The 17,795-nt window shown below is 49.0% G+C and carries 15 protein-coding genes and 3 pseudogenes; 8 read left to right on the forward strand and 10 right to left on the reverse strand.

Going from position 1 to position 17,795, the window contains the following annotated elements; genetic code table 11:
- The first annotated feature begins 15 nt into the window (after positions 1-15).
- Positions 16-1,011: a hypothetical protein gene (locus EHN13_RS07910; RefSeq protein WP_101743038.1), complete on the forward strand. Its 996-nt coding sequence runs from the start codon at positions 16-18 to the stop codon at positions 1,009-1,011.
- 32 nt (positions 1,012-1,043) lie between these two features.
- Here the strand turns inward: EHN13_RS07910 and EHN13_RS24555 are convergent.
- The 6 genes and pseudogenes from EHN13_RS24555 to nifJ form a co-directional block, all read right to left on the reverse strand.
- Positions 1,044-1,151: pseudogene (locus tag EHN13_RS24555) on the reverse strand (SOS response-associated peptidase); the annotation flags it as partial.
- A pseudogene (locus EHN13_RS24130) lies at positions 1,151-1,303 on the reverse strand (SOS response-associated peptidase); the annotation flags it as partial. The pseudogenes EHN13_RS24555 and EHN13_RS24130, both read right to left, overlap by 1 nt.
- 167 nt (positions 1,304-1,470) lie before the next feature.
- The gene (gene uspF / locus EHN13_RS07915; protein WP_005126652.1) at positions 1,471-1,905 is read right to left on the reverse strand and encodes a universal stress protein UspF; all 435 of its coding nucleotides are present in this window, start codon (positions 1,903-1,905) and stop codon (positions 1,471-1,473) included.
- 81 nt (positions 1,906-1,986) lie between these two features.
- Positions 1,987-2,199 carry a KTSC domain-containing protein gene (locus EHN13_RS07920; RefSeq protein ID WP_071887345.1) on the reverse strand — a complete coding sequence of 71 codons (213 nt, stop codon included), beginning with the start codon at positions 2,197-2,199 and terminating at the stop codon, positions 1,987-1,989.
- Between the two features lie 152 nt (positions 2,200-2,351).
- Positions 2,352-3,503 (reverse strand): porin OmpC, encoded by a 1,152-nt coding sequence (gene ompC / locus EHN13_RS07925; RefSeq protein ID WP_061067975.1) that lies wholly within the window; start codon positions 3,501-3,503, stop codon positions 2,352-2,354.
- A 369-nt stretch (positions 3,504-3,872) separates the two neighbouring features.
- Complete coding sequence (gene nifJ / locus EHN13_RS07930) at positions 3,873-7,397, reverse strand: pyruvate:ferredoxin (flavodoxin) oxidoreductase (protein WP_124021173.1); 3,525 nt, start codon at positions 7,395-7,397, stop codon at positions 3,873-3,875.
- 276 nt (positions 7,398-7,673) lie between these two features.
- Here nifJ and EHN13_RS07940 point away from each other — a divergent pair, with 276 nt between their 5' ends.
- Positions 7,674-7,940: a putative hemolysin gene (locus EHN13_RS07940; protein ID WP_003020360.1), complete on the forward strand. Its 267-nt coding sequence runs from the start codon at positions 7,674-7,676 to the stop codon at positions 7,938-7,940.
- A 13-nt stretch (positions 7,941-7,953) separates the two neighbouring features.
- On the opposite strand, the gene hslJ is transcribed toward EHN13_RS07940, so the two are convergent.
- The 4 genes and pseudogenes from hslJ to EHN13_RS07960 all read right to left on the reverse strand — a co-directional run bounded on the left by hslJ (position 7,954) and on the right by EHN13_RS07960 (position 11,250).
- Complete coding sequence (gene hslJ / locus EHN13_RS07945) at positions 7,954-8,373, reverse strand: heat shock protein HslJ (protein WP_061067973.1); 420 nt, start codon at positions 8,371-8,373, stop codon at positions 7,954-7,956.
- Positions 8,374-8,485: 112 nt separating this feature from the next.
- The gene (gene ldhA / locus EHN13_RS07950) at positions 8,486-9,475 is read right to left on the reverse strand and encodes a D-lactate dehydrogenase (RefSeq protein WP_048211554.1); all 990 of its coding nucleotides are present in this window, start codon (positions 9,473-9,475) and stop codon (positions 8,486-8,488) included.
- Between the two features lie 156 nt (positions 9,476-9,631).
- Positions 9,632-9,933, reverse strand: a pseudogene (locus EHN13_RS24305) (serine hydrolase family protein); the annotation flags it as partial.
- 210 nt (positions 9,934-10,143) lie between these two features.
- Complete coding sequence (locus tag EHN13_RS07960) at positions 10,144-11,250, reverse strand: alpha/beta hydrolase (RefSeq protein WP_124021174.1); 1,107 nt, start codon at positions 11,248-11,250, stop codon at positions 10,144-10,146.
- A 409-nt stretch (positions 11,251-11,659) separates the two neighbouring features.
- Here EHN13_RS07960 and EHN13_RS07965 point away from each other — a divergent pair, with 409 nt between their 5' ends.
- The 6 genes from EHN13_RS07965 (at position 11,660) to EHN13_RS07990 (ending at position 17,791) form a co-directional block, all read left to right on the forward strand.
- Entirely contained in the window at positions 11,660-12,517 is an 858-nt protein-coding gene (locus EHN13_RS07965; RefSeq protein WP_124021175.1) for a hypothetical protein, read from the forward strand.
- Between the two features lie 34 nt (positions 12,518-12,551).
- Entirely contained in the window at positions 12,552-13,931 is a 1,380-nt protein-coding gene (locus tag EHN13_RS24040) for a DUF2272 domain-containing protein (RefSeq protein WP_086523688.1), read from the forward strand.
- A 3-nt stretch (positions 13,932-13,934) separates the two neighbouring features.
- Positions 13,935-14,387: a hypothetical protein gene (locus tag EHN13_RS07975; protein ID WP_048211556.1), complete on the forward strand. Its 453-nt coding sequence runs from the start codon at positions 13,935-13,937 to the stop codon at positions 14,385-14,387.
- 10 nt (positions 14,388-14,397) lie between these two features.
- Complete coding sequence (locus EHN13_RS07980) at positions 14,398-14,733, forward strand: hypothetical protein (RefSeq protein WP_048211557.1); 336 nt, start codon at positions 14,398-14,400, stop codon at positions 14,731-14,733.
- Positions 14,734-14,963: 230 nt separating this feature from the next.
- On the forward strand, positions 14,964-17,603 hold the full coding sequence (locus EHN13_RS07985; protein WP_124021176.1) for a YdbH family protein: 2,640 nt from the start codon (positions 14,964-14,966) through the stop codon (positions 17,601-17,603).
- Positions 17,600-17,791, forward strand: coding sequence for a YnbE family lipoprotein (locus EHN13_RS07990; protein ID WP_045442846.1), 192 nt, complete (start codon positions 17,600-17,602; stop codon positions 17,789-17,791). The genes EHN13_RS07985 and EHN13_RS07990 overlap by 4 nt, the downstream gene beginning before the upstream one ends.
- Positions 17,792-17,795 lie beyond the last annotated feature (4 nt).

Genomic DNA, 17,795 nt, shown 5'->3' on the forward strand with positions numbered 1-17,795 from the left:
ATCGTGGGTGAGCCGATGAAAACAGAAAAAATATTTTCTATAAGCCTGGCTTTCATTCCATTAATTTCATTTGCAGATATGAATAGCTGTGTCGGGTTAGCCAACACCCTAAAAGAATATAATATATCGAGCCAGTCGTCAGCATTTCTAAATAGTGCATTTGACCAATATTGTGACCAGAGTGGCTCCACAAAAGCATCTGGTGGTGGGATTGGGTTGGATATGGTGATAAAAGCCATCCCAATTAAATTTACTGGAAGTTATTCTTCGACAGAAGAAGGCTTTAGAAACTTTTGTAAAAATTACTCGTCAGTAGCAACTGCTGCCGAGAGAAAATTCTCGTACGAAGAGAAAATCGCCACCAAGTCTTTGGAAACAATAGACTCATGCTTGCGGATCGCTGCGACTGGAGCAGTGGTGACGCATGAAATACCAAACGCAAAATCCGTCGTGTTTTATTTGCAAAGCGGTTCAGCAACGAAATTAGAGTTAAAAGGATTGTTCCCTACTCCTGATGATGGTGTTTTATGTAAATCACAAGTTGATGGACAGCTTAAAAATATAACTGAAGAGACGTACACCAAAGTTGAACCAAGTATTAGCATTTCTTGTTCGAGAATTGCTAAGGCACAGGGGGCAGGGGTTAAAACGTATGAAGAGCAAGTAATAACACTGGCCACCAATCTAGGTAACTACACTGTTTTTTTACCACAAGATGAAAGAATGCCAATAGATATGGCTCAAAACATTTCGAACCGAGTGGACAAGCTTGAGGCGAGTAGCTTTGAACTTTCCGCAAAAACATTATCTTTAGAAAATGATTCGAATAAAGAAAAAGTTGCGTTGAAGTTTGTGGTTGTTACTAATGCAGAGAACTGTCCAGATGGCTGGACAAGCCAGGGAGTGGTAGGTTGGATAATGCACAATCCGGATTATAGTAACAACGTCGGAAAAGGGGGAAGATTCAATGACGACTGGACATGGACGCATCCTCGGTTATGTAAACGTTAACCAGCGAGCCGATCCAATAGACATAACGGTAGTTATAAAGGGTCAATAAGTATGGCACCTTGATTATTCACATTCCCAACGGCACGCGTCATGGCGTGCCATATAAATTTATCAGCCGTCACGGAGCCGTCGGCTGCAATTCACGTCCGCTCAGAAGCAGAACTTTGGTCCCTGGTACTACGTTGAAATGCCCGCTCGGTTACGGACCATATGGAATGTCTCGTTCGACTTCTTCAGCGAGAAGGGCGAGATAATCTTCACGCGTCATTGACTGTGAAAAGCGTCCACACATAGAAACTTCCAGCCAGATGCCAGAGAAAGTATTAAAAAAGTCTGATCTAAAAACTATGGCATATGTGGTACGGATAAGCGGGAAAAATGTCAGCACATTTAGGTCAGGAGTCGTGGGGTAAAAGAGAGGAAACAAAAAAGCCCGCAACGGTGTGCGGGCCAGACAGCTTAGCGAACCACCAGAACTGAACACTCCGCGTGACGCACCACGGCTGCGGCGTTAGAGCCCAGCAGATAAGTGGTGATGTCCGGTCGGTGTGACGCAATAATGACCATGTCTGCAGGTAATTTCCTGGCTATCTCCAGGATTTTATCTTTTGGTGCACCTTCAGCAACGTGAACATGCACTCTGTCCGTTGGGATATTGAACTTCTTGATAATCTCTTCCAGTTGAGATTTTGCTTCGGCTTTCAGATCGTCCATGGCCGGTAACTCTGCCGAGTAGGCCAGTCCCAGAGAAGCGTAATAGGGCAGTGACGGAATAACGGTCAGAAAATGGACCTGCGCATCGTCAATTTTTGCCTCTGCTTCAACATGGGCAATAACGCGTTGAGTTAATTCTGAGTCTGAAATATCGATGGGTACAAGAATCGTTCTGTTCATAAAACCTCCTGTTTAAGTATCCATCTAAAGCTTACCGCGTAATGGCACTTTATGTACAATGACAAAGATCACATTTTGGCATCACTTTATTTTGATTTCAGGAAATTTCCCTTTTATAACCCCATCATAAAATCGGCCCTTAGAGACCACGCTAAGGAAATCACGAAAAATACGCGCCGGGACATGCTGATACTGCAATGTAGTGAGTTGATGAAAGCGAATTTCCAGTGTGCGAGAGGATTCGTCATAGCCGACGGATGCAATACGGGATGATTTAACGGGGTGATGATTCATTGCAGGTATCCTCTACTACAGGTATTAATGCAAGATATCATCTATCAAAGGTGTATTTTAACGCAACAGATATAATGTTTTGATCTGGATAAAACAGAATTGCGATAACCGAAAGGAAAGCCCGCTGTTGCCAGCGGGCTATCAGAGACAGATTAGAACTGGTAAACCATACCCAGTGCTACAACGTCATCGGTAGAGATACCGTTGTCTTTGTAGAATTGGTCATCTTCATCCAGAAGGTTGATTTTATAATCAACATAGGTGGAGAAGTTTTTGTTAAAGTAGTAAGTTGCACCTACAGAAGCATATTTCACCAGATCTTTGTCTGTGCTGGTTCCTGCTGGGCTTGCTGCAGTACCTGGCATGGTCAGATCCTTACCTTTTGACATCAGGAAAGACACTTCCGGACGCAGACCAAAGTCGAATTGATATTGTGCCGTAACTTCAAAGTTCTGAGTTTTGTTGGCAATAGTATTGTCGTGACCGTCTGAGCCGCCATACGGAGTCATATTGCGGGTTTCGGAGTACATGGTTGCCAGATAGATGTTGTTCGCGTCGTATTTCAGACCGGCAGTCCACGCATCCGCTTTGTCGCCGCCAGCAGTGGATTGATTTACCTGCTCGTTGGTACGATCGGAAGAGGTATATGCTGCACCGAAGCTTACGCCCATACCCAGATCGTAGGTAGAGGAGATACCGAAGCCGTCACCGTTGGAGTTCTTCACATTACGGTCACCACTATTATTGGTGCCTTCCTGCCCGTTTTGACTTTCGTTCGCGCCCTGATACTGCAGCGCAACGTTCAGACCGTCAACCAGACCGAAGAAGTCGGTGTTACGGTAGGTCGCTACGCCGTTAGCACGACCGGTCATGAAGTTATCAGCCTTGGTATAGGAGTCGCCACCGAATTCTGGCAGCATATCGGTCCAGCCTTCTACGTCGTACAGTACACCGTAGTTACGACCGTAGTCGAATGAACCGTAGTCGCCAACTTTAATACCGGCGAAGGCCAGACGAGTCCAGGAATCACCTTTATCGCCGCTTTCAGTACCGTTAGCCTGAACCTGATATTCCCACTGGCCATAACCGGTGATCATATCGTTAACCTGAGTTTCACCTTTGAAGCCCATACGCATATAAGTCTGATCGCCATCGCTGTTGGCGTCGTCGGAGAAGTAATGCAGGCCGTCTACTTTGCCATAGAGATCTAATTTGTTGCCGTCTTTATTATAAACTTCAGCAGCGTGAGCAGCGCCTGCAGCCAGCAGGGCAGGAATTACAAGTGCCAATACTTTTCTGTTCATTGAAATAATCCTTTAGTTTTTTTATTAACCTGTGACTACCCGTGTAGGGAGTAAAAGCATGCTAAAGGAGAAGTTCCGTAAAGAGATAAATATGAATTGTTACGCCTTAAGTAAAACCTTAAATAAATAATTCTGCTGAAATGGTGATAATTATCATGAATGTTTTGTTGTGAAAATATATAAAATAAAAATTATACAAGTGAATCTCATTGCGTTATTCTGCGCGGGTTATATGCCTTTATTGTCACGACTTAATTTATTGTCGTTGGTATGTTGGCAGGAATGCTCACTACTCAGCGAATAAATTGACAAGCCCGAACAATTGTTCGGGCTTTTTTTTGACTCCTGGTTAATACCTGACAGAGCGTATTAATCAGTGCTGCTCTTTTCTGCTTTTCCTGCCAATTGCGCCAGGAAATCGTAGCGTTTTTGCAAGTCAGCCGTTGCGTCTTTCCACAGTTGCTCCGCAACCTCGGGTTGTTGAGCATTCAGGCGGCGGAAGCGCTGCTCGTTCATCAATGTCTCAGCCAGCGCGTCTGACGGTGGGCGAGAGTCCAGCGCCAGCGGCAGTTTACCTTCGTCTGCACGACGCGGATCAAAGCGGTACAGCGGCCAGAACCCGGTAGCGGTGAGCTGGCGCATCTGATCGTGGCTTAGCGCAAGATCGTAACCGTGCTCCTCACATGGGCTATAGGCGATAATCAGCGACGGACCTGGATAGGCTTCCGCTTCCTGAATCGCTTTCACCGTCTGGTTTAGCTGTGCGCCCAGAGAGATCTGTGCAACATACACGTGCCCGTACATCATCATACTGACGCCAAGATCTTTACGCGCCTTGCGCTTACCGTGCTCGCCAAATTTGGTGACGGCCCCGAGCGGCGTGGCTTTCGACGCTTGTCCACCCGTGTTGGAGTAACATTGAGTATCCAGCACCAGAATATTGACGTTCTCGGTCAGGCTCAGGACGTGATCCAGGCCGCCAAAGCCAATATCGTAAGCCCAGCCGTCGCCGCCAATCAGCCAGATGGATTTTTCGACCAGCGCGTCGGCATCGGTTAACAGCTGCTGTGCGCCTTCGACATCTTTCAGGTGCTGGCGCAGCGCGGCAACTTGCTCACGACGGACTTCTGGTGTTGCCTCCGCGTGCAGGGCGTCATTTAGCTCAGCCGGGATTTTATCGGCAAACTGTTCCAGTAAACGCATGACGCGCACACGATGCTGATCCACCGTCAGACGGAAGCCCAGACCGAACTCGGCGTTATCCTCAAACAGTGAGTTCGCCCATGCAGGGCCACGGCCATTGGCATCGGTGGTATACGGCGTTGAGGGCAGGTTACCGCCATAAATCGATGAACAGCCGGTCGCATTGGCGATCAGCATACGATCGCCGTACAGCTGCGTAAGCAGTTTGATATACGGCGTTTCACCACAGCCAGAGCAGGCGCCGGAATATTCAAACAGCGGCGTTATCAACTGCGAGGTACGAATATCAATACGTTCCAGTTTAGTGCGATCAATCTCCGGCAGATTGAGGAAGAAGTCGTAGTTAACTTTTTCTTCTTCAACATGCTCAAGGCGCGACATCATATTGATGGCCTTGATCTCCGGATTTTGCCTGTCTTTCGCAGGGCACACTTCGACGCACAGATTACAACCGGTGCAATCTTCAGGTGCAACCTGCAGGACATATTTCTGACCGCGCATATCGCGTGATTTCACATCCAACGAATGCAGGCTGGCAGGCGCGTTTTCCATCGCTTCTGGTGATACCACTTTGGCACGGATGGCCGAGTGCGGACAGGCGGCAACGCAATGATTACACTGGGTACACAGATCTTCTTTCCAGATTGGGATCTCTTCGGCAATATTGCGTTTTTCCCAGCGCGTGGTACCCATCGGCCAGGTACCGTCCGGCGGTAACGCTGAAACGGGCAGGGCATCGCCGAGTCCGGCGAGCATCGCTGCGGTGACGGTTTTCACGAAATCAGGCGCGGCATCGGAAACTACCGGCGGACGGTTGGCGCTGTGTGGATCAACCGGTTGCAGTGCCACTTCGGCAACGGATTCACGTGCCAGCGCCAGCGCCTGCCAGTTACGTTCCACCAGATCCTGACCTTTATTGCTGTAGCTTTTCGCAATCGCACCCTGCAATTCAATCAGCGCGCTGTCACCAGGTAAGATTTGCGTCAGATGGAAGAATGCCATCTGCATCACGGTGTTAATACGCGCAGCCAGACCGCATTCGCGCGCGATTTTGGCCGCATTAATCACATAGAAACGGGCTTTCTTCTGATTCAGGACCGCCTGAACTTCCTGCGGCAAACGCGCCCAGACTTCATCCACGCTGTACGGGGTATTGAGCAGGAAAATACCGCCAGGCTTCAGACGCTCGGCCATTTGATATTTATCGATAAACTGCAACTGATGGCAGCCGACAAAATCAGCCTGCGATACCAGATACGCGGAACGGATAGGCTTCTCACTGACGCGCAGGTGAGAAACGGTCAGGCCACCTGCCTTTTTCGAGTCATAGACGAAATAACCCTGCGCGTACCACGGCGTGGAGTTACCGATAATCTTGATATTGTTTTTGGTGGCCGACACGCTACCGTCACTGCCCAGACCGTAGAACAGCGCTTCGAGCTTCGCGGTACCGGGCAGGGTGTTTTCTGGCAGAGGTAGCGACAAATTGGTGACGTCGTCATAAATACCGACCGTAAAACGTGATTTGGGCTTAGCGCTGCTCAGTTCATTAAACACCGCCATCACGCAGTCCGGGCCAAACTCTTTAGAAGAAAGCCCGTAACGTCCGCCAATCACGCGCGGTAGGGTTCCCCGCTCACCGCAGTTAAAGGCTTCTGCCAACGCGGTCATTACATCCAGATACAACGGTTCTGCCTGGGCGCCAGGCTCTTTGGTGCGATCCAGAACGGCAACGCTACGCGCCGTTTCTGGTAATACTTGCAGTAAATGTCTGGCGGAGAAGGGGCGGAACAGTCGAACTTTCAGGACGCCAACTTTCTCTCCACGAGCAAGTAACTCGTCGACGACTTCTTCGCAGGTACCAATCGCAGAACCCATCAAGATAATGACGCGTTCCGCCTGTGGATGACCGTAATATTCAAAAGGTTGATACTGGCGGCCCGTCGCCGCGGCGAAGTCGTTCATCGCCTGTTCGACGTTTTCGTAAACCGCGTTGTACCAGGGGTTTGTCGCTTCGCGCGACTGGAAGTAGGTATCCGGGTTCGCAGATGTACCGCGAATAACCGGATGCTCTGGATTAAGCGCGCGGGCGCGGTGAGCATCGATTTCCGCCTGCGGCATCAGTCCGAGGATCGTGTCATCGGCTAGCGGCACAATTTTATTGATTTCATGCGAAGTACGGAAACCATCAAAGAAATGAATAAACGGCACCCGACTTTTCAGGGTGGCGATTTGTGAAATCAGTGCGAAATCCTGTGCTTCCTGGACGCTGCTGGCGCAGAGCATCGCACAACCCGTCTGGCGCACCGCCATTACGTCGGAATGGTCACCGAAGATAGACAGCGCATGAGTAGCAATCGTACGCGCGGCAACGTGCAGCACAAATGGCGTCAACTGACCGGCCAGTTTGTACAGCGTTGGGATCATCAGCAACAGGCCCTGCGATGAGGTAAACGACGTCGAGAGCGCGCCGGTCTGCAACGCGCCGTGAACGGTCGCGATCGCACCGCCTTCCGACTGCATTTCAACGACGCGAGGGGTATCCCCCCACACGTTTTTAAGCCCGTTCCCGGCCCAGGCGTCTGCCTGTTCCGCCATCGTCGAACTTGGTGTAATCGGGTAGATGGCGATAACTTCGCTGGTACGAAATGCGACCGAAGCAACCGCACCATTACCGTCAATTGTTTGCATACTGACACCCTTACATTGCGCAAAAAGAGGGACCCGCGTAACCGCGGCGAATCCTGTAGTTATATCTTTCTATTTTAGCAAAAGCGCTAAAGACAGATTTTCGCTTTTGTGTCCTGGGAATAAGCAGAATGAATGGTTTGATCAAAGGAGGAGCCAAAAAATTGCCAGAAAATGTAAACAGCACGCATAAATGCGCATTTTGCCTCTCGACGGCAGTGTTTCCGCTGCCTATTATTTATGGCTGTGTCGTTTGGTTAATATTCAGAGGGGAGTAAGATGCGCGCAGCGTTTTGGGTAGGGTGTGCCGCGTTATTATTATCGGCTTGCAGCAGTGAACCTGTTCAGCAGGCAACGGCCGCACACGTTGCACCGGGCATGAAGGCCGCAATGTCCAGCTCCGGAGAGGCCAACTGTGCCATGATTGGCGGTTCGCTCTCCGTCGCACGTCAACTGGATGGTTCTGCTATCGGGATGTGTGCATTACCTAACGGCAAACGCTGTAGTGAGCAGTCGCTTGCCGCCGGAAGCTGTGGGAATTATTGAGCCACTGCTTTTACTACATTAAATCTGCCAGTTTAAACGTCAACGTTTGTTCTGCCGTGGCCAGTGTTAACTGGTCAGCAGTCAGATCAACCTGTGCGCCTTGCTTAAACATCTCGCTGACGATGCCGTCGAGCGCGTTAAGCTGTGGATCGGCGCACATCATGCGCGTCATTGCCATGTCTTTCACTTTTAATTCACCGTCGGACAGCTTGCCCTGACCGTGGAACTGATTACACATTTTTCCCGACACCGTCATATTTTCACCGAAACTTAATTCAGGTGGGGTATTGGCGACGGTTACCGGCTTGCCATTGACGCTCTGTAAAACAAAACGGTGGTGCTGTAACTGTTCGCGATTGACGGAAATTTTTCCATTGCTCACACAGCCAGCCATAAGCATGCTGAGCGCAATCAGCGTGACAATTTTCTTCATTAACTTTCTCTACGTTCGTGGCGGAATTGCATTCATGATGGTAATGATATCGCCAGATTTATCATCGGGGGTTATCTGAAAATGCTCCCCCGGAGGCGGGGGAGCGGAATGATTAGAAGAGGGCGTTCGGGCAGGTTTCGCCTTTGGCGATTTGAGCCAGATTCTGCAAGGTTGTTTCAGAAATGCTGGTCAACGCTTCGGCAGTCAGGAATGCCTGATGCCCGGTGAACAGGACGTTATGACAGGCTGACAAACGACGGAACACATCATCCTGAATCACATCATTGGACTTATCTTCAAAGAACAGGTCGCGTTCATTTTCGTACACGTCCATCCCCAGGGAACCGATCTTCTGGTTTTTCAGCGCGTCGATTGCTGCCTGAGAATCGATCAACGCCCCGCGGCTGGTGTTGATAACCATCACGCCATTTTTCATTTGCTCAAAAGCTTCGTGATTGAGCAAATGATAATTTTCTGGTGTTAACGGGCAGTGCAGGGAAATAACATCAGACTCCGCAAACAGTGTTTTAAGATCGACATATTCAACGCCTAACTCCAGCGCAGCAGCGCTTGGGTAAGGATCAAACGCCAGCAGGCGCATACCAAACCCTTTCAGGATGCGCAGTGCAGCAACACCGATTTTACCTGTACCAATCACCCCAGCCGTTTTGCCATACATGGTAAAGCCGGTCAGTCCCTCAAGAGAGAAGTTGGCGTCACGAGTACGCTGATAAGCACGATGGATACGGCGGTTCAGCGTCATCATCATACCGATTGCATGTTCGGCGACGGCTTCAGGTGAATAGGCAGGAACACGTACAACCTGCAAGCCCAACTCTTTCGCAGCGTCCAGATCGACGTTATTGAACCCGGCGCAGCGCAGCGCGATGTATTTCACACCGTGCTTTTTCAGTTCTTCCAGAACAGGGCGGCTGCCATCGTCGTTGACGAAAATGCACACGGCTTCACAACCATGGGCGGTTTTCGCTGTTTTTTCCGTCAACAGAAAGTCAAAGAATTCAAGTTCAAAACCAAAAGCCTCGTTAACCTGCTGCAGATACTTCTTGTCGTACTGTTTTGTACTATAGATGGCGAGTTTCATAAGACTTTCTCCAGTGATTTTGACGTCACATTAATTCAGTTCAAATTATTTTACAAAATCTAAAAAGTTATTGGTAGTCATAGATATAATGAATAATTCTAGAGTATCTCTTCTTAATGTGGGCACATTGCTGGATTTAAACCACTTTACTCAGCATAGGGTGATGGCGGCATCGTATAATTCGCCGACGGTCATGCCGTCCGCAAGATGTTTTTCCGTTACCGGCGAGTACTCGACCAGGTCATGCAGGCCGTACTTAATGCGACGGTTTGAGCTGCTCTTGCCCGGCGTCAACGCGTGATAGCACCAGCGCCGCTGGTGAGATCCCGCTCGGCATAAACGCGTGCGGTGAGCTGGCTTTCTGCTTCTTTGACTTTATTCAACGTTGCCTGATGGACTAACGTGCGCAGGCAAAATGCCGTGAGCAGAGGGATGAGGGACAGACGAAAGTGGCACAGTCATATTCTTCCTTGGGGGATGTCTTAAGGTAACTAGATATATAGCAAATACATAAGGTTAAATGTAGTTCGACACATGAGTGTTAGCTTTTACCTGGTCGTTCCTGGTTATGGACATTCGTACTGATAGTAGACTCTTGTCTCCAGGAGTCTACTATCGCCGAACAGGGTATACTTGTGTTATTCAGAATGTTTGAATTCATTATTTATTCAATCATTGATTTTCCAGTATTGCCCAGCTTCAATGTAGCTTAGCCCGATGCGTTGGGATGCTCGCTTGTTATCATTAATAAGATAAAAAATATCTGAAAGCACAGAACGTTCTTCGCTTGGGTAACTATGGCCTATAAAGCTAGTATCAACATTAGTTGCGTCAATCGATTCTATTCCAGGATAATAAATCAAACCAGTAGACGAATCACCCGCTCGCGGATAACGGTGTATCGTCTGGGATGCGGCTAACGCCTTATCTGTTGATGAAGCATATAAAGTAACAGGTTCTCCTTGTGCCACCAGTGCAGGGGCAATGTCTCGTTTGAAAACATCGGCATCTATGTCAGGAGCAGTTAGAATGACCTCTTTTATGCGATTTCGATAATCTGTATTTGTATTCAATACATCAATAATCGCCCGCGATAAAATTCTATTACCCATGCTGTGGGCTATCAGGTAAATATTTTTTGAATCGGATTTCTCAAGAAAGTCGATAAGGAAATTTTTTAGGTTGGTTTGTGTCCACTCAGCATTTTGCTCATCGATGGTATAAGCAGAAGTTCTGGCCTGTGAAGGCCAGCTATAAAAAACAGGGACCATATCGATGTTTAAATCATAGTATATTTGAGCTGTTTTTCTGGCTGCCTCGGCGAATGAGACATTATACCCATGAACGAAAATGAAGGTCTTTTTCTCTGGTATATTGCTTACTGTGGATACAAGGTAATTGAAAAAAACATTTTTAGCTAAAGGCGTTACACCAAGTAAGGCCACGTGTTTTTTGGGATCCTCTTTGAACTCAAGCCTTAAAAATGAAGGTTGTTCAGTTACTCCTATAATGTGGTGTCGAGGAATGCTAACTTCACAGAATCCATAGGAGATTGAGGCTCGATTGATTCCATATGATTGGTTGGGTGGTGCGCCGCTGTTATAATTTCTATCGGTGGCATACAAAACCTTGACAATGGCATAATCTGGTTTTTGAGCTAATATATTTATTTCATTGCTGCTAGATGCCATACTGGTAACACCTGTGTTGGACATGCCGCAACCATTTAGTATGGCTATAAAAATACTGAACACTATGTATTTTAATATTTTCATTTTGCTTGACCTTGCTTTAAACTTGGTTGGAGTGTCTTTCCTTTATTTATTTTTTCTGAATGTTACCAACTAAAATTAATCGGGGTAATTAAGATTTACGTATTTCCGCAGGGAATGGCATTAATAAAATGGTTTTAATTTGGACTGGCAGGATAGTAATATTTTATTAGTGACTGTTTATTAGATAACGCATGTGGCTAGCCAAAGGGCATCAGACTTCTGATTGATACCGCGCTAGTAATTACTACGAACCTCTTACCGAATACTCACTGTTTCTGACTCATATTTTCAGGAAGCAACCCGCATGGTTTCTGCTATCGGTTGACCAAACGCTCTTCACCGTGAGGGAGACAATATGTTTGGACTTGAAACGCTTGATATATTAATTGGGATAATGACTGTGTATTTCATGTTTGGGATAGCATGTACCGCGATTGTTGAAGCTATTTCTGCGTGGACCCGTATTCGTAGTCAAAATCTTGACGTGGCGCTGAGCGAGTTCCTTTCAGGCGATCTGTCTCAAAATCAGCAATTTATTACTCAGTTTTTTGAACATCCGTTAATTCAGTCCCTAAGTAAAGGAAACCAGGGGCGTCCTTCCTATATTCCCCCAGACATTGTCGCGCAAGTCGTGGAGGCGTTAGTTGTCAGCAAAAGTGCGATGGCAACGCTCTCCGCTGGAGTGAATGCCATGCCGGGAAATGCCAAAAATAATCGGATCAAAGGCATCCTCGAAACAGTGGTGGCGCAGACGGGCAATAACGCGGCCACGTTTCGCAACGCGGTTGCAAAACAGTTTGATGCGGTAATGGATCGCGCCTCGGGTTGGTATAAACGAAAAATGCAGACCATCACGTTGATTGTCGCCACCGTTCTGGTTCTTGGGGGGAATATTGACACCCTCAACCTTGCGACTGTGCTGGCCTCCAATCCTGATGTTCGAGAAAAAATGGTGGCGATCGCGCAGCAGGAAGTCAATGAGGCGAAAAATCAGGCTCAGGACAAGGAGCGCATCGCGACAGCTAAAGGCAAATATAACCACGCGATTGCCGTTATGCAGTCTGCAGGCTTCGAACTGGGCTGGAAAGGATGGCCGCAAGGGGGGGCTGAATGGCTGGCAAAAGTGGTGGGCCTGCTGGTGACTATTTTCGCCGTCTCACTCGGCGGACCTTTCTGGTTCGATATTCTTCAACGGGTTATGCAGGTCCGTTCAACTGGCCCAAAACCAGCAGCACCGGGTAAATCCGACAGTCCGAAAAGTAAGTGAAGTGTAACGGTTAACTATCGACAGAGAGGGCATCATGATACTTACACCCGCACAGAAAAGTCTCTGTGAACGAGTTTTGAATGCGTTTGAAACCGGCTCGGCCGAAGGCGATTACTCGGCTATCGCGATATTCCATGATGGTCCTCACGGGATCAGGCAGATCACTTACGGTCGTTCACAAACTACGGAATACAGCAAACTGCAGGATCTGGTGACCCGCTACGTTAATGCAAATGGGCGATTCAGTGCCGATCTTGCTCCATATGTTGCAAAGATAGGTAATATCGCACTGGTTGACAATGAACCGTTTAAGGACTTATTACGACGAGCAGGGCGCGATGATCCGATAATGAAATCGGTACAGGATCGGTTCTTTGATGAGCGCTACTATCTGCCTGCGCTGAAATGGGCACAGGACTTTGGTTTTAAAGATGCGCTCTCATTTCTGGTCATCTATGACTCATTTGTTCATAGCGGCACTATTTTGACGTTCTTGCGCGCCCAGTTTCGTGAGGTGCCTCCAGCCAGTGGCGGTGATGAACGCACCTGGATTTCCCAGTATGTTGAAGTGAGAAATTCATGGTTAGCCAACCATAGCAACCCCGAACTTCATCCTACCGTTTATCGTACAAAATGTTTGCGATTTGAAATAGATCGCGGCAACTGGGATCTTTCGCAGGTCCCCATTAACGCTAACGGTATACCCGTCGGGCCCTTACCTGATATATCAATCACTCAGACATCGATACCTCCGGTGGAACAACCCAGCGTTCCGTATTTTGGTGAGGAAGCACCCGTTTCTGGTTTTGCGGATAACGCCGCGTCGATCGCCGCTGACGAGTGGCATTTTTTTGGCGAGCAGCGCTACAACCGCAATGGTGGCCTTCTTCATTCCGGGCACAAAGAGGGTGAGGATGGCTGGTGGCAACGTGTTGGCCTGTATTGGGCAAAAATCGGGCGGGACGATCTGGACGGGCGAGATCATGACTGGCCGTGGTCGGCGGCGTTCATTTCATGGGCCATACGTCAGGCTGGCGCGGGGGAGCGTTTTTCCTACTCTGCTTCGCATGCGACGTACATCAGCAAATCGATCCGCGACAGAAATCAGGGTAATGCTAAAGCGTTGTACTGGGGATACAGGCTGAATGAGCGTAAACCGCAGGTGGGGGATTTGGTTTGTTGGGACAGAGACCCCGACAAAGTCGTTGATTACGATCATCAGCATCTGGGCAACTACAGCAGTCACACCGACTTAGTTGTTTCCGTAGGCACTAATGAGATTGAAATTATTGGCGGTAATGTTGGTAATTCGGTGACACGACGCCCGTTGGCGCTCACCGCCGACGGATTCCTTGCCAGCGATGTACAAGGAGGGGAAACGCTGTTTGCCATCATGGGGTATCGCGGAGAGTGAAAAATGAAACGATCTAATATAGTGCTTAAATACGCTGCCCCGCTAATGTTTTGCACTTTCCTTTTACTGAGTGGGTGTGCCTTATTCGTTTCACACTACGATGCAGGCGCGTACCAGAACTTCACAAATTTAAAGGCGTTCCACCTTAAATTTCTCGAAGATAATACAGCTAAACCCGGGAATACCTTTGATGAAACTAAGGTAAAGGCTACTTGCGATACCGGGGACCTCAAGTTCCGTGAGGCGACGGAATATGCTGCAGGCAAACATGATGACTCACGTGTACGGGCTATTCATTACCTCGATAATGTCTTTGAGAGTGATTGCCGAATGGCGATGAAGGATAAAAAGTTATTTAGCGTCGTCTATGCGGATGAAAAAACCGATGTAGTTAAGTTGAACTACGATCTGGCCATTCGGGGAGAAAGTTCCCGTGTGGGGTCTGTTGTAAAATAGGGGATGAAAAATGTCAGATATTGATGATGCCATGAATGCGATTAAAAATGAGGTTGCTGAATCCATTAAAGAACAACTGAAAGCGCTCTTGCTCTCGGCAGCAAAAGATACGAATGAGGTAATAAACGATACCGGTAAGAAAATTGCGTACTGGCTGCGTCTTCGTGGGCAGGGAAAACTGAGTGACAGTGAACTGGAGGCGTTGCTCTACGCCAGAGATCAACTGCTGCGACAATATAAAAACACGGTGGAAATTGCAGCAAGAGCTCAGGTTGAGAAGATTGCTATTTCGCTGGTTAATATTGTGCTCGACAAATTATTGGGCATTGCCTTTCATCAGAAATGAGGCACGGCATAGGGCTAATAGGGCGAAAAAATGGTCGGTTTTCTGCGCCACTGACGGATGTGGTACAGGGTATCTCACTGAGAGACCACTATTTTTTATTACCCACAACCTATAAATATTACATATATTTCAATGGTATCTATTCTTAAGGTGGGCATGTTTAGCTAAACATGCCACAATACTGGCCTAAACCGGCTTAAATTTTCGCTAAATCAGGATATTAACTACCCATGAAGGGTAAATATAAAGCCGTTCTGGCACTCCTCTTATTATTGATTCTCGTGCCGCTGACGTTGGTCATGACGCTTGGCCTGTGGGTTCCCACGCTGGTGGGCGTCTGGTTGCCTGTCGGCACGCGTATTGCGCTGGATGAGAGCCCACGGCTGACACGGCATGGGCTGCATATCCCGGAACTTCGCTATCTGGTCGATGATTGCCCGCTAGCGCGCATTACTCAGGCAGAGCTCTCTCACCCCAGCCGCTGGTTGCTTAATGTTGGGACAATTGAGCTCGACTCGGCTTGCCTGGCCAAATTGCCGCAGGCAGAACCCTCGCCGGTAGCGCCAAAAACGCTGGCTGAATGGCAATCAATGCTACCCAATACCTGGATTAACATCGACAACGTTATTCTCTCTCCATGGCAGGAGTGGCAGGGGAAACTGTCGCTCTCGCTAACGCCCTCTACCCAGCAGCTGCGCTACCAGGGTGAAAAAGTTAAATTTCAGGGGCGTCTGCACGGACAGAATCTGACGGTAAATGAGCTGGATGTTGCAGCATTTGAAGGGCAGCCGCCGATAAAACTGGTCGGTGAATTTACCATGCCGCTGGTTCCTGATGGACTACCAGTGAGCGGGCATGCGGTTGCTACTCTGAGCTTGCCGCAGGAGCCAACGCTGGTTGACGCCGAACTTGAGTGGCAAGAAAACAGCGGACAACTGATCGTCATGGCACGGGATGCGGCCGATCCGCTTCTCGATCTGCCATGGGAAATAACGCGTCAGCAACTGACTATCAGTGACGGTCGCTGGAACTGGCCTTATCAGGGGTTCCCGTTAAGTGGGCGTCTGGGGGTGAAAGTTGAAAACTGGCAGGCCGGTCTGGAAAATGCCGTGTTGAGTGGGCGTCTGAACATTCTGACGCAAGGCGATGCCGGTAAAGGAAACGCCGTATTAACGTTAGGGCCAGGTAGGCTCGGTGTGGATAGTAGCGATATGCCGTTACAGTTGATCGGTGAGGCGAAACAGGATGACCTGATCTTCTACGCGAAGTTACCCGCCAGACTTACCGGAAGCCTGATCGATCCGCAGCTCGCTTTCGAGCCAGGGGCATTGCTGCGTTCCCGTGGGCGAGTCATCGATTCACTCGATATTGACGAAATTCGCTGGCCATTGGCTGGCGTTAAAGTGACACAGCGCGGTGTGGATGGGCGTCTGCAGGCCATTTTACGAGCGCATGAGAACCAGATGGGTGACTTTGAGTTACACCTTGATGGTCTGGCCAATGATTTTCTTCCTGATGCCGGTCGTTGGCAGTGGCGGTATTGGGGCAAAGGCAGTTTTACACCGATGCATGCGCTTTGGGATGTCGCGGGCAAAGGGGAGTGGCACGACAACACCCTGAGACTTTTCGACCTCTCGACCGGGTTTGACCAACTGCAATACGGTACCATGAAGGTGGAAAACCCGCGTCTGGTGATGGATGCGCCGATTGTGTGGGTCCGTGATGCCGAAAAACCGACGTTTAGCGGTGCGCTTTCGCTCGATGCCGGAAATACACTCTTTAGCGGGGGCAGCGTCTTACCTCCTTCAACGCTGAAGTTCAGTGTTGAAGGGACTGATCCGACGATTTTTCAGTTCAAAGGTCAACTTCATGCCGGAGCAATTGGTCCTGTACAGTTGAATGGGCGCTGGGATGGGATCCGCCTGCGTGGCCAGGCCTGGTGGCCAAAACAATCACTCACCGTTTTCCAGCCATTGGTACCACCGGACTGGAAAATGAATCTGCGCGAAGGTGAACTTTATGCGCAGGTGGCGTTCTCCGCCGCGCCGGAGCAGGGCTTTGAGGCGGGGGGGCACGGTGTACTGAAAGGGGGTAGTGCCTGGATGCCTGATAACCAAATTAACGGTGTCGATTTTGTGCTGCCGTTTCGTTTTAGCGAAGGCGTATGGCAACTGGGTACGCGGGGGCCGGTGTCATTACGTATTGCGGAAGTTGTGAATCAGGTTGCTGCGACAAACATCACCGCCGATCTGCAGGGCGGGTATCCCTGGAGTGAAGACAATCCGTTGCTGTTAAGCGATGTCAGCGCCGAACTATTGGGTGGCAAAGTGGTTATGCAACAACTGCGGATGCCGCAGCACGATCCGGCATTGTTACGGGTGCAGAATATCTCCTCCAGCGAGCTTATCAGCGCAGTTAATCCCAAACAATTCGCCATGTCTGGCCCGGTTAGCGGTGCGTTACCGTTATGGCTGGATAACGAAAAGTGGATCATTAAAGACGGCTGGCTGACCAACCCAGGACCAATGACGTTGCGTATTGATAAGGACACGGCGGATGCCGTCGTCAAAGATAATATGGCGGCGGGTGCGGCCATTAACTGGCTGCGTTATATGGAAATAAGTCATTCCTGGACGAAAATAAATCTGGATAACCTCGGTGTTTTAACCATGCAGGCAACGGTGACTGGCAACAGTCGGGTGGATGGCAAAGTGGGAACGGTTAATTTGAATTACACCCACGAGGAAAACGTCTTTACGCTATGGCGCAGTTTGCGTTTTGGCGACAATTTACAGGCATGGCTTGAACAAAATGCAGCGCTGCCAGAAACCCATTGCCCGGAAGGCAAGGAATGTGAGGAACAACAATGAAAACGATAGCTGCCATGCTGGGACTGCTTGCGTCATCTCTGCTGGCGGGGTGTACCCCCAGAATCGAAGTGGCTGCGCCTAAAGAGCCCATCACTATCAATATGAACGTCAAAATCGAGCACGAGATCCATATCAAAGTGGATAAAGACGTCGAGAGTTTACTGAAATCGCGCAGCGATCTGTTCTGAGGTC

The organism is Citrobacter youngae (assembly GCF_003818115.1).
Lineage (GTDB): Bacteria > Pseudomonadota > Gammaproteobacteria > Enterobacterales > Enterobacteriaceae > Citrobacter > Citrobacter youngae.

Bases quoted from the DNA above. Each gene is read 5' to 3' on its own strand.
- EHN13_RS07920 (WP_071887345.1), bottom strand. From the start codon at position 2,199: ATGAATCATCACCCCGTTAAATCATCCCGTATTGCATCCGTCGGCTAT.
- EHN13_RS24040 (WP_086523688.1), top strand. From the start codon at position 12,552: ATGATACTTACACCCGCACAGAAAAGTCTCTGTGAACGAGTTTTGAAT.
- EHN13_RS07990 (WP_045442846.1), top strand. From the start codon at position 17,600: ATGAAAACGATAGCTGCCATGCTGGGACTGCTTGCGTCATCTCTGCTG.
- ldhA (WP_048211554.1), bottom strand. From the start codon at position 9,475: ATGAAACTCGCCATCTATAGTACAAAACAGTACGACAAGAAGTATCTG.
- EHN13_RS07975 (WP_048211556.1), top strand. From the start codon at position 13,935: ATGAAACGATCTAATATAGTGCTTAAATACGCTGCCCCGCTAATGTTT.
- uspF (WP_005126652.1), bottom strand. From the start codon at position 1,905: ATGAACAGAACGATTCTTGTACCCATCGATATTTCAGACTCAGAATTA.
- EHN13_RS07965 (WP_124021175.1), top strand. From the start codon at position 11,660: ATGTTTGGGATAGCATGTACCGCGATTGTTGAAGCTATTTCTGCGTGG.
- EHN13_RS07985 (WP_124021176.1), top strand. From the start codon at position 14,964: ATGAAGGGTAAATATAAAGCCGTTCTGGCACTCCTCTTATTATTGATT.
- EHN13_RS07940 (WP_003020360.1), top strand. From the start codon at position 7,674: ATGCGCGCAGCGTTTTGGGTAGGGTGTGCCGCGTTATTATTATCGGCT.
- EHN13_RS07910 (WP_101743038.1), top strand. From the start codon at position 16: ATGAAAACAGAAAAAATATTTTCTATAAGCCTGGCTTTCATTCCATTA.
- ompC (WP_061067975.1), bottom strand. From the start codon at position 3,503: ATGAACAGAAAAGTATTGGCACTTGTAATTCCTGCCCTGCTGGCTGCA.
- EHN13_RS07980 (WP_048211557.1), top strand. From the start codon at position 14,398: ATGTCAGATATTGATGATGCCATGAATGCGATTAAAAATGAGGTTGCT.
- nifJ (WP_124021173.1), bottom strand. From the start codon at position 7,397: ATGCAAACAATTGACGGTAATGGTGCGGTTGCTTCGGTCGCATTTCGT.
- EHN13_RS07960 (WP_124021174.1), bottom strand. From the start codon at position 11,250: ATGAAAATATTAAAATACATAGTGTTCAGTATTTTTATAGCCATACTA.
- hslJ (WP_061067973.1), bottom strand. From the start codon at position 8,373: ATGAAGAAAATTGTCACGCTGATTGCGCTCAGCATGCTTATGGCTGGC.